The following is a 13,869-nucleotide window of genomic DNA, read 5'->3' as shown; positions in this document are numbered from 1 at the left end:
GCCGGTGAGCGGCCCTGCCTCAGCTCTGGTTGAAGAAGCCGTCCGTCTGGCGTCCCGGCGCCTCGCCGCTGACGATCTCGGTGTTGGCAGGGGTCAGCAGGAAGACCCGGGTGGCGACCCGCTCGATGGTGCCGTGCAGGCCGAAGGTCAGGCCGGCCGCGAAGTCCACCACGCGCTTGGCGTCGGCGGGCTCCATGGCCGTGAGGTTGATGATGACCGGGACGCCTTCCCGGAAGAGTTCGCCGATGCCGCGTGCGTCCCGGAAGCTGTCCGGGGTGACCGTGCCGATCCGGCGGCCTGTCTCTTCCGCCGTCTCGGACGCGACCTTCACGCGCGGGTCCGTGACCCAGGCATCGCCGGAGTCCTGTCCTTCGGCGTAGTTGTCGTCGTCGTAGTAACGCTCGTCATCGTTGTCGTCGACGAGGCCAAGCCAGGCACTCGCCTTGCGCACCGATCCCATGGACGCCTCCTCTCACAGCGGTCTTTCTTGCTTTCCGCATCCCCATGGTCGTCCATGATGCGGATGTCGCGCCAAGTGGATAGACGCCGCGCGGGGGTTTCGTGACGGTACTGGTGCACAGCGAATTCGTCGAGAGCCCGCGTGCCCCAAGGGTCCTGCCGTGTACGGCTGCTGACTGTGAGTGAAATATGATTCTCGACGGCGTTCGGGTGACGGGCGGGGCGTACGGGTGAACGAAGGGGTCGATACGATGCCGCAGCTCAACGTCGTACGAGGCACGGGGGAGTGTCATGTTCGGAATCGTGAGGCCCTGCAGCCACCGCCTCGGTGAGGGGCTCAAAACGCAGTGGATGGCGCATCTGTGCGGACTCTGTCTCGCGTTGCGCGGAGACCACGGACAGTTCGCTCGGGTTGTCACCAATTACGACGGGCTGCTGATATCGGTTTTGACGGAGGCTCAGGCCGAGCGCACCACCGGGTGGCGGCGTACGGCGGGGCCGTGCCCGTTGCGCGGGATGCGGACCGCGTCCGTCGCACAGGGTGAGGGAGCCCGCCTCGCAGCCGCAGTCTCGCTGGTGCTGGCCTCGGCCAAGGTGCGCGACCACGTGGCGGACAAGGACGGCCTGTTGGCGCGCAGGCCGGTGGCGCTCGCCGCCCGCCGGGTCGCCGCGAGCTGGGGGCGCGCCGGGGCCCGTACCGGATCCGACGTGGGCTTCGACACCGCCGTACTCGTCGACGCCGTCGACCGGCAGGTCGGCATCGAGGCGCTCGCCGGTCCCGGGACGCCGCTTCTGACCGTCACCGAGCCCACCGAGACCGCGACCGCCGCCGCCTTCGCGCACACGGCCGTCCTGGCCGGTCGGCCGGGCAACGCCGAGCCGCTCGCCGAGGCCGGCCGGCTCTTCGGGCGGCTCGCGCATCTCCTGGACGCCGTGGAGGACCGGGAAACTGACGCCGCGTCGGGAGCGTGGAACCCGCTCACGGCCACCGGCACCCCGCTCGTGGAGGCGCGCCGGCTCGCCGCCGACGCTCTGCACGGGATACGGCTCGCGCTGCGCGAGGTGGAGTTCACGGACGGCAAGCTGGCGCATCTGCTGCTCGCGCACGAGCTGGGGCGATCGGTGGACCGCGCGTTCGGGACCTCGGGGTGCGGGCACCAGGCCCACGCGGACGGTGCGCGGGGGGCTTTCGGGCCGCCGCAGCACGGTGGGCCGTACAACCCGCAGAGCCCACAGAGCCCGTACGACGGGCAGAATCCTTACGGCGGTGACGGCAACCCCTTCGGCGGCGCTCCCTCCTTCCCGCCGCCCGGGCCCGGCAGGCGAGGCTTCTGGGCCGGGTGCGCGGCCGCGATCGGGGTGTGCTGCACCTGCAAGGTGTGCTGTGCCGACGAGTTCGAGGGACCGTGGTCGCGAAAGAGGCGCGAGGGCTGCCTCGGCAACTGCGACTGCAACTGCTGCGAGGCCTGTGAGATCTGCGAGTGCTGTGAATGCTGCTCGTGCTGCGACTGCGGACTGTGACGGAATTCGTATACGGCGGCGTGGGCGACCACGCCGCCGTACGGGTCCTACCTGCCCGGACGGGAATGCCATCGTTTCCGGGCGTAGGTTTCTCAGTTCTTGAGTTCCGGCGGGGAGATCTCCGACTTCGCTATCGCCGAACCAGTCGTCCCCCACTTCTTGAGGATTTTGTCGTATGTGCCGTCCGCGATCAGCTTGTTCACCGCCGCCTGGAAGGCCGGTGCCAGCTTCGTGTCCTTCTTGAAGGCGAAGCCGACGTCGAGGCGGTGGTACTCGTTGAGGAACTTGACGCCCTGCTGGTGGGCGACGGCGTAGCGCAGGCCGTTGATGGTGCTCATCACGAGGTCGCTGCGGCCCTGTTGGAGTGAGGACCAGATCGCGCCCTGCTCGCTGTAGGTCTGCACCTTGTACGCCTTCTTGCCGGCGTCGGTGCAGACCTTCTTGTTCTCCTCCAGCGTCGCCTCGAAGGTGGTGCCCGCTCCGGTCGCGACGTTCAGGCCGCACAGCTGCTTGAGGTCGGTGATCTTGGCCAGCTTGCTGTCGGAGCGCGTGGCGAAGCCCTGGCCGTCGTTGATGTAGGTGACGAAGTCGATCGTCTTGCGCCGCTCGTCGGTGACGCCGAAGTTGCTGGCCCCGAAGTCGTACTTGCCGCTGTCCAGGGCCGGCAGGATCGCCTCGAAGCCGGCCTGTTCCGTCTTGAGTTCGATGCCGAGCACCTTGGCCACGGCGTCCGCGAAGTCGACGTCCTGGCCCGTCAGCGTCTTGCCGTCGTCCAGGTACGTCGTGCCGGGTGGCGTACCGCCGACGGCGACCGCCACGGTGAGGCCGGTGACGCCGGGCGGGAGCAGCTTGGCGGCGGCCTCGTCCTTCGGGATGTCCGAGACGACGTCCGTGGTGGGGATCTTGTCGGCCTTGGCCGCCGCATTCGCCGCGGTGCCGGTCGTGTCGTCCGAGCCGGAGCCGCATGCCGTGAGGAGCAGGGCCGTCGAGGTGATGATGACAAAGGGCGCAAAGTGCCGATAACGGGTACGCGTGGACGTACGCATGGTGTGCGGTCTCCTGAGAGCAAGAGTGAGCAGAACCCGAGGGGAGGGGTGCGCGTGTGAAGGCGAAAGGGAGGGAGAACGCGAAGGGCGCCCGGTTGGCCAGGGGATCAGGCGATCGGATCGATCAAGGGATCAAGCGATCAGGGCGCGCAGTGGGTCAGCTCAACAGGAAGAGGACCACACTCGACCGAAGTCGATGTGGGAGCGCTTGACCAGCCACTGCTGTGGATGCATGGGCCAAGTGGAACAGGCATCCGGTTGTGCGTCAACCGACTTGAGACGTACGGCTCACAGTATGGACAGCCTTGACAGCGGGGGGAAACGGGCCCGTACTCTCGGTGGACGGCCCTGCTGAGGGGCTCGGCCGTACTGCGCCGCGAGGCGCTTCGTGTGAAGGCATCCACCCGTGTTCGACTACGTCACGGAGTCTTCGCATGTCTTCCGACACCCTCGCCAAAACATCCGCCGCACCGGACATACCGGAGCAGGCCGACTCCCTGCGGATCGTTCCGCAGCGCCGTCCGGGCCAGTGGACGGCCGCCGTCGCCGTACTCGTCCTGCTCGGGCTCGCCGTCACCTCCGTCGTCCGCAACAAGGCGTTCCAGTGGGGGGTGGTCGGTGACTACTTCACCTCGGACTCCGTGCTGCGCGGCCTGTGGCTCACCCTGTGGCTGACGGCTGTGGTGATGGTGCTCGGCTTCGCGCTGGGGACGCTGCTCGCGGCGGCCCGGTTGTCCGCCAATCCCGTGCTGCGCAGCGTCAGTTGGGGTTATGTGTGGCTGTTCCGGTCGATTCCGATCCTGGTGCAGTTGCTGCTGTGGTTCAACATCGGGGCGCTGTATCCCGAGCTCCTCGGCGTGAAGACGGTCAATCTGTTCACCCCGATCGCGGTCGCGATCATCGGGCTCACCCTGCACGAGGCCGCGTACGCCGCCGAGGTGGTGCGCGGTGGCATCCTCTCCGTCGACCGTGGGCAGATCGAGGCCGCGCAGGCGCTCGGTCTGAGCCGGTGGCGCCGCTGGTGGCGGATCGTGCTGCCACAGGCGATGCGCTCCATCGTGCCGCCCGCCGGGAACATGCTGATCGGCACCCTCAAGGGCACGTCGATCATCAGCGTCATCGCCGTGCAGGACCTGCTCTTCTCGGTACAGCTGGTCTACCACCGCACCTACCAGGTCATCCCGCTGCTGATGGTCGCCACCCTCTGGTACACCGTCGTCACCTCGGTCCTCGGCCTCGGCCAGTACTACGTCGAGAAGCACTACGCGCGCGGCTCGGAGCGCACCCGATGAAGCCCTCTCTCGTGATCGTCGGGGCCGGGCCGCGGGGGACCGGTCTCATCGAGCGCATCGCCGCCAACGCGCACGAGCTGTACGCCGGTTCGGGACTCGACATCCATCTCGTCGACCCCCATCCGCCGGGCGCCGGACGCATCTGGCGCGAGGCGCAGTCGCCGCTGCTGTGGATGAACTCGCACGCCGAGGACGTCACCATGTTCACCGACGAGACGGTGGTCATGGACGGGCCCGTGCGCCCCGGTCCCACGCTGCACGAATGGGCGGCCATCGACGGTCGCACCTTCGCCGACCGACAGCTGCAAGGGGCTTACCTGAGCTGGGTGCACGAGCAAGCCGTGGCCGCCCTGCCCCCGGACGTCACCGTCCACCATCACCCGTGCAGGGCCCTGCGCGTCAGCGGCCCGCGCGAGGGGCGCCAGCAGGTCTGGCTGGAGGGCCGTCCGCGTCCCCTTCTCGCCGACCTCGTCGTTCTCGCGCTCGGCCACCTCGACGCCGAACTCGACCAGGATCAGCGCGAGTTGGCGACGTACGCCCGCGCCCACGACCTGGTCCATCTGCCGCCCGACTTCACCGCCGACAGCGACCTGTCCTCGCTCGCGCCCGGCGAACCCGTCCTCGTGCGCGGCTTCGGGCTCGCCTTCGTCGACCTGATGGTGCTGCTCACGGAGGGACGGGGCGGGCGGTACGACGGTGACACCTACCTTCCGTCGGGGCGGGAACCGGTGCTGTACGTCGGATCGCGGCGCGGCGTGCCGTACCACTCGAAGATCGGTTATGACTGGACCGGTGAACGGCCGCCGCTGCCACGGTTCTTCGGGCCCGCCGAGGTCGACGCGCTGCTGGCGCGGCCGGAGGGCTTCGACTTCCGGCGGGACGTGTGGCCGTCGATCGAGAAGGAGCTGGGGTTCGCGCACTACCACCGGCTGTTCACCGTCCACCCCGAGCGGACGGCGATCGCCTGGACCGACTTCGAGGAGAAGTACGCGGCCGGGGAGGCGACGGAGCGCGAGGCCCTCGTGGTATCCGTCGTGCCCGACCCCGCCGACCGGCTCGACCTCGCGGCGCTCGACCGCCCGCTGGACGGGGTGCGGTACGCGTCGCACGAGGAGTTGCAGGAGGGGCTGCGGGCGTACGTCGAGGGAGATCTGCGTCGCCGTCATGATCCCGAAAACAGCCCTGACCTGGCCGTCTTTCTCGGACTGCTCTCCGTCTACGGGCAGTTGATCCGGCTCGGAGACGTCGGACCCTGGTGGCACGGCTTCTTCAGCTACCTCGCCTCAGGGCCGCCCGGACCCCGGCTGCGGCAGATGCTCGCACTGTCCCGGGCCGGCGTCGTGCGGTTCGTGGGCGCGGACATGGCCGTGGTCGCCGAGGACGGGGTGTTCCGGGCGTCGAGCGCGACCGTGCCGGGCGAGACGGTCCAGGCGCGGGCGCTCGTCGAGGCGCGGCTGCCCGAGCCCACCGTCGGGCGCGCCCTCGACCCGCTGCTGCGTGAACTGCACGCCGACGGCGCCGTCGAGACCCCGGAGGGGCTGCTGCGGGTGGACCGCTCCGACGGACGGATCCTCGACGGGGGCGGCCGGCCGCATCCCCGGCGCTTCGCACTGGGGCCCTACACCGACGTACGTACCCCCGGCGCCTTCACCCGGCCGCGCACCGGCGGGCCCGCGTTCCGGCAGAACGACGCCACCGCGCGAGCCGCGCTGGCGTTCCTGCGCGATCTTGCGTATCGGGCCGCCGCGTAACCCCCGACCGTCAACTCCACTGCCAGCACGAGGGATTCACACGATGACCGTCATGGTCGACATCAGGTCCGTCCATAAGAGCTTCGGCCCACTGGGAGTGCTCAAGGGCATCGACCTCGCGGTGCGCACCGGCGAGGTCACCGTGATCCTCGGCCCGTCCGGCTCCGGCAAGTCCACGCTGCTGCGCACCATCAACCACCTGGAGAAGGTGGACCGGGGCCGCATCAGCATCGACGGCTCGCTGGTCGGCTACCGGCGCTCCGGCGACAAGCTGTACGAGCTGCGCGAGCGCGAGATCCTGAGACAGCGCACCCGCATCGGGTTCGTCTTCCAGAACTTCAACCTCTTCCCGCACCTCACCGTGCTGGACAACATCGTCGAGGCCCCGGTCGCCGCGCTGAAGCGCCCGCGCAAGGACGCCGTCGAGGCGGCGCGGGCGCTGCTCGACCGGGTGGGGCTCGCCGACAAGGCCGACGCCTACCCGAAGCAGCTCTCCGGCGGCCAGCAGCAACGCGTCGCCATCGCCCGCGCGCTCGCCCTGGAACCGAAGCTGCTGCTCTTCGACGAGCCGACCTCGGCGCTCGACCCCGAGCTGGTCGGCGAAGTCCTCGACGTCATCAAGGACCTGGCCCACCAGGGCACCACGATGATCGTCGTCACGCACGAGATCGGGTTCGCCCGGGAGGTCGCCGACACCGTCGTCTTCATGGACGACGGGCGGATCGTCGAACAGGGCGCCCCCGCCGACGTACTCGACCGGCCGCGGCACGAACGGACGCGGTCGTTCCTGTCCAAGGTTCTTTGATCCCTCTCCAGGGGGCTCTGATCGGATTACCGGAGAAAGGTTTCACCCGATATGACCGCACCGCACGGCCGGGGGCTGCTGCACCTGGCCGCCGCCCTCGATCAACAGGCGGCCTTCGACGCCGCCTCGTACGTCGGGCCGGCGCAGCTCGCGGAGCGCGGCGGGCTCGACTTCGTGACGCTCGGCGACACCTTCACGCGCCCCGGGCCCGACGCGCTCGCCGCACTCTCCCGTGTCGCGCCCGCCACCCGCCGGATCGGTCTGGTGCCGACCGTGACCACCACCCACACCGAGCCCTTCCACGTCCAGGCGGCGGTGGCGACCCTCGACTGGGTCAGCCGCGGCCGGGCCGGCTGGCAGCTCGACGTGTCGACGACCGAGGGCGAGGCCCGCCTCTTCGGCCGCAGGCACGCGGCACCCGCCGACGCGCTGTGGCGGGAGGCCGGCGAGATCGCCGAGGTGGCCGCCCGGCTCTGGGACAGCTGGGAGGACGACGCCGAGATACGCGACGAGGCCACCGGCCGTTTCATCGACCGCGACAAACTGCACCACGTCGACTTTCGGGGCGCCACCTTCTTCGTGAAGGGCCCCTCGATCGTGCCGCGGCCCCCGCAGGGCCACCCCGTCCGGGTCGTCGACGCCACCGAGGGGCCCGCCCGTCGGGTCGCCGCCCGGTACGCCGACGTGGCGCTCGTCCGGGTCGTGGGACCCGCGCAGGCCCGGGCCGTACGGGCCGAACTCCGGGACGCGGCAGCGAAGTTCGGCCGCAATCCCGACACCCTGCGGGTCCTCGGCTCGCTCGTCGTCGATCTCGGTGACGGGGAGCGCGCGGCCGAGCCGGGCCATGGGGGTGGCGGTCCCCGGCAGACCGCGCAGGGGCCGCTGTACCGGGGCGGTCCGGTCGACCTGGCCGAGCTGATCGCCGCCTGGCACGCGTCCGAGGCCGTCGACGGCTTCCACCTCACCCCGGTCGAGCCGCACCGTGACCTGGAGCGGCTCGTGAACGGAACGGTGGCGCTGCTCCAGCACCGCGGTCTGTTCCGCACCTTCTATCCGGGCAGCACGCTCAGGGAGCACCTGGGACTGGCCCGGCCCGCCAACCAGTACGCCGTGACAGGGGGAGCGTCATGACCGTACGCAAGCGCATGCATCTGGCGGCGCACTTCCCGGGCGTCAACAGCACCACCGTCTGGACCGACCCGCGCTCGAAGTCCCAGATCGACTTCGCCTCCTTCGAACACCTCGCGCGCACCGCCGAACGCGGCCTGTTCGACTTCCTCTTCCTCGCCGAGGGACTGCGGCTGCGCGAGCACAAGGGACGCGTCCACGACCTGGACGTCGTGGGGCGCCCGGAGTCGATCACCGTCCTCAACGCGCTCGCCGCCGTCACCGAACGGCTCGGGCTCGCCGCCACGGTCAACGCGACCTTCAACGAGCCCTACGAACTCGCCCGCAGACTGGCCACGCTGGACCACCTCAGCGGGGGCCGGGCCGCCTGGAACGTGGTCACCTCCTCCGACGCCTTCACCGGGGAGAACTTCCGCCGCGGCGGCTTCCTCGACCGCGCCGACCGGTATGCGCGCGCCGCCGAATTCGTCGCCACCGCACGAGAGCTGTGGGACTCCTGGACGCCGGAAGGCGTGGCGCGCCCCTTCGCCCACCAGGGGCAGCACTTCGACATCGCGGGGGAGTTCGGGCTGCCGCGCTCACCGCAGGGGCAGCCCGTCGTCATCCAGGCCGGGGACTCGGACGAGGGCCGGGAGTTCGCCGCGGCCACGGCGGACGTGGTCTTCACCCGGCACGGGACCCTGGACGCCGGCCGGGAGTTCTACGCCGATGTGAAGGGGCGGCTCGCGACGTACGGGCGGTCGCCCGAGGACCTGAAGATCATGCCCGGTGTCACCGTCGTGCTCGGTGACACCGCGGCGGACGCGCGGGAGCGGGCCGCCGAGATCCGCCGCCGACAGGTCTCCCCGCAGAACGCGCTCCTCGCGCTGGAGCAGATCTGGGGCGTCGACCTCTCCTCGTACGACCCCGACGGGCCCCTGCCCGACATCGACCCGGAGCCGGAGCCGGCCCTCGCGCAGGGACGGGTGCGCGTCGCCGACCCCCTCGCGGTGGCGGAGAAGTGGCGGGCCCTGTCGCGGGCGAAGGGACTGTCCATCCGGCAGACCGTGATCGAGGCGTCCGGGCGGCAGTCCTTCGTCGGCACGCCGGAGACGGTCGCCGCCGAACTCGACGCGTTCGTGATGGCGGGCGCCGCCGACGGCTTCATCCTCGTCCCCCATCTGACCCCGGGCGGACTGGACGAGTTCGTGGACCGGGTGGTCCCGCTGCTCCAGGAGCGGGGCGCCTTCCGCACGGAATACACGGGCATGACGCTGCGCTCACACCTCGGGTTGCCGGAACCCATATGGAAGGGTTGATCACATGACGAAAGACGCATCCGAGGACTGGGAGCGGTGGCACGAGCGCCGCGTCGAGACGGTGTCCGCCTCCTACGGCCCGTTGGCGCTCACCGGCACGCACTGGCTGGAGGACTATCCGGACGGGCGACTTCCGGACATCCCCGGGCTGTGGACCGACCAGGAGGACGGGGTCCTGCTGACGGCCGCCCCCGAGGACGGTCTGAGCCTGGACGGAAAGCCCTTCACCGGTGAGGTCCGGATCGACGCCGACGCCGGGTCGGCGGCCGAGTCCCGGGTCGGGCTCGGCGAGCGCCGGTTCGTCGTCCTGGTGCGCGAAGGGATCTGGGGCGTACGCGACTTCGACCCCGCCTCCGAAGCGCGCGCGGCCTTCAAGGGGGTCGAGGCGACGCCGTACGACCCGCGCTGGTCGGTGCCGGGGCACTTCACGCCGTACGGCGAGAGCCGGACCGTCCATGTGGAGAACGCGGACGGAGTCGCCCGCGGTCTGGGGCTCGGCGGCATCCTCGCCTTCACCCTGGACGGCGAGGACCTCACGCTCCAGGTGTCGGTGGAGAGCGACGGTTCGCTGTGGGCCGTGTTCGCCGACACCACCAGCGGGGACAGCAGCTACCGCTTCCGGTTCCTGCGCCCCGCGGCACCCGACGCCGAGGGGCGTACGACAGTGGACTTCAACCGGGCCGTGCTTCCGCCGTGCGCGTTCGCCGACCACTTCCTCTGCCCCTTCCCGCCGCCCGGGAACACCCTGGGCGTGGCCGTCCCGGCGGGGGAGCGCACGCTGCTCTGACGGTTCACTCCTCCGCGCCCTCCACTCACTCCACGCCCTCCACTCACTCCTCCAAGCCCTCCTGGCACTTCGAGTGCCCGACGATCCACACGCAATCCGCACACCCGAGTCTGGGAAGATCAACTACCGCTGGTGGTACGTCAGTTGAATGCTGCACGGCCGAAAGGCGCCCTTGCGCCGGTCGGCCGTGCGGCCGAATACTCCCCCACAGCGCTTGTCAGGAGCACGGCTTGTCCGGAATCCGGTCAGGCGACTCCCGGCTGCGCCTCACGGGCCCCGACCCCACGCGGGCCCCCTACTTCCCTCGGGAGGAACGACAAGTGAGGATCAAGCGCACCACCCCCCGCAGCGGTATAGCGAGACGGACCCGGCTGATCGCCGTGACCACCGGACTCCTGGCCGCCGCAGCGTTCTCCGTCCCCACCGCGAACGCATCCGACGTCCATACGTTCAGCGCCACTCAGCTGAGCACGGTGAACAAGTCGGTACTCAAGTCCGACATCGCGGGAACCGCCTGGGCGGTCGACGCCAAGACGAACCGCGTCGTCGTCACCGTCGACAGCACGGTCTCCAAGGCCGAGATCGCGAAGATCAAGAAGGACGCGGGCGGCAACGCCGCGGCCCTCACGATCAAGCACACCCCGGGCAAGTTCAAGAAGCTGATCACCGGCGGCGACGCCATCTACGGCGGTGGCTACCGTTGTTCGCTCGGCTTCAACGTGCACAGCGGGAGCACCTACTACTTCCTGACCGCCGGCCACTGCGGTGAGGTCGCCTCCACCTGGTACTCCAACTCGGGCCAGTCCACCACGCTGGGTACGAACGTCAGCTACAGCTTCCCGACCAACGACTTCGCGCTGGTGCGATACACCTCGTCGGTCGCCCACCCCAGCTCGGTCGGCAGCCAGACCATCAGCAGCGCCGCCACGCCCAGCGTGGGCACGACCGTCTACCGTCGCGGCTCGACCACCGGCACGCACAGCGGCCGGGTCACCGCGCTGAACGCCACGGTCAACTACGGCAGCGGCGACGTGGTCTACCAGATGATCCAGACCACCGTGTGCGCCGAGGGTGGCGACAGCGGCGGTCCGCTCTACGCGGGTACCGTCGCCTACGGTCTGACCTCCGGTGGCAGTGGCAACTGCACCTCCGGCGGTACGACCTTCTTCCAGCCGGTCACCGAGGCGCTGAGCTACTACGGCGTGAGCGTCGGCTGACCGACCGCACCCCGTAAAGCCCGCACGATCGGACCTGCAGCCAGCAGCAGGCGAGCCCCCGTACGCAACTGCCGTGCGGGGGCTCGCCCTTGCTCGGGTGACGGAGTTACCGTCGAAGTACACGCCGGGTACGCGCCTGATGCGGTACTTGCCCGATGCGCCCACTTCGGACCCTGGGGGGCCGTGATGGTCGAGGAACTGGTGGCGGCGGGAGTCTCCGTCGTATCCGTGGGGATCGTCTACGCGATGGCCGGGGCCCGTGTCGTCAAACAGTACGAACGCGGTGTGGTGTTGCGCCTCGGCCGGTTGCGCTCGGAGGTGCGCGGGCCCGGGTTCACCATGGTGGTGCCCTTCGTCGACAAGCTGCGCAAGGTCAACATGCAGATCGTGACGATGCCCGTCCCGGCGCAGGAGGGCATCACGCGGGACAACGTCACGGTCCGGGTCGACGCGGTCGTCTACTTCAAGGTGGTCGACGCGGCCGACGCGGTCATCCAGGTCGAGGACTACCAGTTCGCGGTCTCGCAGATGGCGCAGACCTCGCTGCGCTCGATCATCGGCAAGAGCGACCTGGACGATCTGCTCTCCAACCGGGAGAAGCTCAACCAGGGCCTGGAGCTGATGATCGACAGTCCGGCCATGGGCTGGGGCGTGCAGATCGACCGGGTCGAGATCAAGGACGTGTCGCTGCCGGAGACGATGAAACGGTCGATGGCCCGGCAGGCCGAGGCCGACCGGGAACGGCGCGCGCGGGTCATCAACGCGGACGCCGAGTTGCAGGCGTCGAAGAAGCTGGCGGAGGCCGCCGGGGTGATGTCCGAACAGCCCGCCGCGCTCCAACTGAGGTTGCTGCAGACCGTGGTGGCGGTCGCCGCGGAGAAGAACTCCACCCTGGTGCTCCCCTTCCCGGTGGAACTGCTGCGGTTCCTGGAACGGGCGCAGCAGCCGGCCGCCCCGGCGCCCGAGCAGGCGCGGCCGTCGACCGAGCGGCCGGTGCGGGAATCGGTGGAGCAATCGGTGCGGGAATCGGTGGAGCAACCGGTCGAGCAATCGGTGCAGGAGCAACCGTCTTCCCTCGCGCCCCCGTTGGGATCGGACTCTGAAGAGTCGAAAATCAGACAGGACTAGACCTCACGGGCTGCACATGCGTCACTCGCACGCAGTGTTTGCACTGCGAACGCACAGGGTGCGATCACGCAGGGTCAAGGTGCCGGGGGCGTACACCCGTTGCTGTACGCGCGTCCTGAAGTCGACCTTGTGAGCCACCTGTGGGTCTCGGAATAGTGGGCGCCCGTACGCCTTTCGATTCCGTACGCCTTCCGGCCCGGGAGGTCCCCACGACCTCCCGGGCCGCCCCCCACAGGAGGACGCGAAGTGAAGCACCGACGTATATCCGGGCGGCGCGCAGCCGTGGCAGGCGCGAGTGTCGCCGCCCTGGTCGCCGCGGGAGTCACCTTCCAGACTGCGAACGCGAGCGAGACGCAGAAGAGCGCGACGCCCCGGCCGCTCTCGATCACGGCGGCCGGAAAGCTCGCCTCGACGCTCGGCAAGGACCTGGGTCCCGACGCGGCGGGAACGTATTACGACGCGAAGGCCGGGCACCTCGTCGTCAATGTGCTCGACCAGGCCGCGGCGCGCGTCGTCGAGGCGGCCGGCGCCCAGGCCAGAATCGTCGAGAACTCCCTCGCCGAACTGACGAGCGCCCGTACCACCCTCAAGGAGGACGCGACCATCCCCGGCACGTCCTGGGCGACCGACCCGGGGACCAACAAGGTCGTCGTCACCGCCGACCGCACGGTCGGGGGCGCGACCCTCGCCCGGCTGACCAAGGTCGTCGACGGTCTCGGCGCCAAGGCCGAACTCCAGCGCACGAAGGGGGAGTTCAAGCCCTTCATCGCGGGCGGCGACGCGATCACCGGCTCCGGCGGGCGCTGCTCGCTCGGCTTCAACGTGGTCAAGGGCGGCCAGCCGTACTTCATCACCGCCGGGCACTGCACCCGGGAGATCTCCACCTGGTCGGACTCCAGTGGCAAGGAGATCGGCACGAACGAGCAGTCCAGCTTCCCCGGCAACGACTTCGGTCTGGTCAAGTACACCTCGACGGTCGACCACCCGAGCGAGGTCGATCTCTACAACGGCTCAGCGCAGCCCATCACCCAGGCGGGTGCGGCGACCGTCGGGCAGTCGGTGACGCGCAGCGGTTCGACGACCCAGGTGCACAGCGGCACGGTCACCGGCCTGGACGCCACCGTGAACTACGGCAACGGTGACATCGTCGACGGACTCATCCAGACCGACGTCTGCGCCGAGCCCGGTGACAGCGGCGGCTCGCTCTTCTCGGGCTCCACGGCCATCGGCCTCACCTCGGGCGGCAGCGGCGACTGCACCTCGGGCGGCGAGACCTTCTTCCAGCCGGTCACCGAGGCGCTGTCGGCCTTCGGCGCCCAGATCGGCTGACGCGCTCCGTCCTGCCTGCTCAGGGCCGGTGGACCGGTGTTTGCGCAGGTGGGACGGGCTCGAACGGATGTCGCACACTTGTTCGGAAATTGGTCTATGGTGGGGGTG

Annotated in this window: 12 protein-coding genes; 10 read left to right on the top strand and 2 right to left on the bottom strand. The window is 69.8% G+C overall.

Annotated elements, in window-relative coordinates:
• Positions 1 to 19: 19 nt before the first annotated feature.
• Positions 20 to 460: a cell division protein SepF gene (locus OG798_RS15310; RefSeq protein WP_054234440.1), complete on the bottom strand. Its 441-nt coding sequence runs from the start codon at positions 458 to 460 to the stop codon at positions 20 to 22.
• A gap of 290 nt (positions 461 to 750) precedes the next feature.
• Between OG798_RS15310 and OG798_RS15305 the strand changes: the two genes are divergently transcribed.
• On the top strand, positions 751 to 1,980 hold the full coding sequence (locus OG798_RS15305; protein ID WP_095855474.1) for a DUF5685 family protein: 1,230 nt from the start codon (positions 751 to 753) through the stop codon (positions 1,978 to 1,980).
• Positions 1,981 to 2,072: 92 nt separating this feature from the next.
• Here the strand turns inward: OG798_RS15305 and OG798_RS15300 are convergent, their stop codons facing one another.
• Positions 2,073 to 3,026, bottom strand: coding sequence for an ABC transporter substrate-binding protein (locus OG798_RS15300; protein ID WP_095855475.1), 954 nt, complete (start codon positions 3,024 to 3,026; stop codon positions 2,073 to 2,075).
• 434 nt (positions 3,027 to 3,460) lie between these two features.
• Here OG798_RS15300 and OG798_RS15295 point away from each other — a divergent pair, with 434 nt between their 5' ends.
• The 9 genes from OG798_RS15295 to OG798_RS15255 all read left to right on the top strand — a co-directional run bounded on the left by OG798_RS15295 (position 3,461) and on the right by OG798_RS15255 (position 13,761).
• Positions 3,461 to 4,318, top strand: coding sequence for an amino acid ABC transporter permease (locus tag OG798_RS15295; protein WP_121416591.1), 858 nt, complete (start codon positions 3,461 to 3,463; stop codon positions 4,316 to 4,318).
• Positions 4,315 to 6,069 carry an FAD/NAD(P)-binding protein gene (locus OG798_RS15290; protein ID WP_328757202.1) on the top strand — a complete coding sequence of 585 codons (1,755 nt, stop codon included), beginning with the start codon at positions 4,315 to 4,317 and terminating at the stop codon, positions 6,067 to 6,069. Before OG798_RS15295 ends, OG798_RS15290 begins: the two co-directional genes overlap by 4 nt.
• Before the next feature lie 43 nt (positions 6,070 to 6,112).
• Positions 6,113 to 6,874: an amino acid ABC transporter ATP-binding protein gene (locus OG798_RS15285; protein WP_328757201.1), complete on the top strand. Its 762-nt coding sequence runs from the start codon at positions 6,113 to 6,115 to the stop codon at positions 6,872 to 6,874.
• 51 nt (positions 6,875 to 6,925) lie between these two features.
• Positions 6,926 to 8,005 carry an LLM class flavin-dependent oxidoreductase gene (locus OG798_RS15280; protein WP_328757200.1) on the top strand — a complete coding sequence of 360 codons (1,080 nt, stop codon included), beginning with the start codon at positions 6,926 to 6,928 and terminating at the stop codon, positions 8,003 to 8,005.
• Positions 8,002 to 9,300: an NtaA/DmoA family FMN-dependent monooxygenase gene (locus tag OG798_RS15275; RefSeq protein ID WP_328757199.1), complete on the top strand. Its 1,299-nt coding sequence runs from the start codon at positions 8,002 to 8,004 to the stop codon at positions 9,298 to 9,300. The genes OG798_RS15280 and OG798_RS15275 overlap by 4 nt, the downstream gene beginning before the upstream one ends.
• Positions 9,301 to 9,304: 4 nt before the next feature.
• Entirely contained in the window at positions 9,305 to 10,087 is a 783-nt protein-coding gene (locus tag OG798_RS15270) for a DUF1684 domain-containing protein (protein ID WP_095855481.1), read from the top strand.
• Between the two features lie 320 nt (positions 10,088 to 10,407).
• Positions 10,408 to 11,304: a S1 family peptidase gene (locus OG798_RS15265; RefSeq protein ID WP_095855482.1), complete on the top strand. Its 897-nt coding sequence runs from the start codon at positions 10,408 to 10,410 to the stop codon at positions 11,302 to 11,304.
• A 186-nt stretch (positions 11,305 to 11,490) separates the two neighbouring features.
• Entirely contained in the window at positions 11,491 to 12,432 is a 942-nt protein-coding gene (locus OG798_RS15260) for a slipin family protein (protein ID WP_328760030.1), read from the top strand.
• Positions 12,433 to 12,678: 246 nt separating this feature from the next.
• Positions 12,679 to 13,761: a S1 family peptidase gene (locus OG798_RS15255; RefSeq protein ID WP_267061393.1), complete on the top strand. Its 1,083-nt coding sequence runs from the start codon at positions 12,679 to 12,681 to the stop codon at positions 13,759 to 13,761.
• Positions 13,762 to 13,869: the final 108 nt, after the last annotated feature.

The sequence above is a fragment of the Streptomyces sp. NBC_00271 genome (assembly GCF_036178845.1).
GTDB lineage: Bacteria > Actinomycetota > Actinomycetes > Streptomycetales > Streptomycetaceae > Streptomyces.
Note: the sequence above shows the minus strand (reverse complement) of the source record. Positions and strands in the feature narration are given on the sequence as shown.

Excerpts from the sequence above, each read along its gene's own strand:
- OG798_RS15260 (WP_328760030.1), top strand. The coding sequence starts at position 11,491 with ATGGTCGAGGAACTGGTGGCGGCGGGAGTCTCCGTCGTATCCGTGGGG.
- OG798_RS15295 (WP_121416591.1), top strand. The coding sequence starts at position 3,461 with ATGTCTTCCGACACCCTCGCCAAAACATCCGCCGCACCGGACATACCG.
- OG798_RS15275 (WP_328757199.1), top strand. The coding sequence starts at position 8,002 with ATGACCGTACGCAAGCGCATGCATCTGGCGGCGCACTTCCCGGGCGTC.
- OG798_RS15290 (WP_328757202.1), top strand. The coding sequence starts at position 4,315 with ATGAAGCCCTCTCTCGTGATCGTCGGGGCCGGGCCGCGGGGGACCGGT.
- OG798_RS15300 (WP_095855475.1), bottom strand. The coding sequence starts at position 3,026 with ATGCGTACGTCCACGCGTACCCGTTATCGGCACTTTGCGCCCTTTGTC.
- OG798_RS15310 (WP_054234440.1), bottom strand. The coding sequence starts at position 460 with ATGGGATCGGTGCGCAAGGCGAGTGCCTGGCTTGGCCTCGTCGACGAC.
- OG798_RS15280 (WP_328757200.1), top strand. The coding sequence starts at position 6,926 with ATGACCGCACCGCACGGCCGGGGGCTGCTGCACCTGGCCGCCGCCCTC.
- OG798_RS15305 (WP_095855474.1), top strand. The coding sequence starts at position 751 with ATGTTCGGAATCGTGAGGCCCTGCAGCCACCGCCTCGGTGAGGGGCTC.
- OG798_RS15270 (WP_095855481.1), top strand. The coding sequence starts at position 9,305 with ATGACGAAAGACGCATCCGAGGACTGGGAGCGGTGGCACGAGCGCCGC.
- OG798_RS15285 (WP_328757201.1), top strand. The coding sequence starts at position 6,113 with ATGACCGTCATGGTCGACATCAGGTCCGTCCATAAGAGCTTCGGCCCA.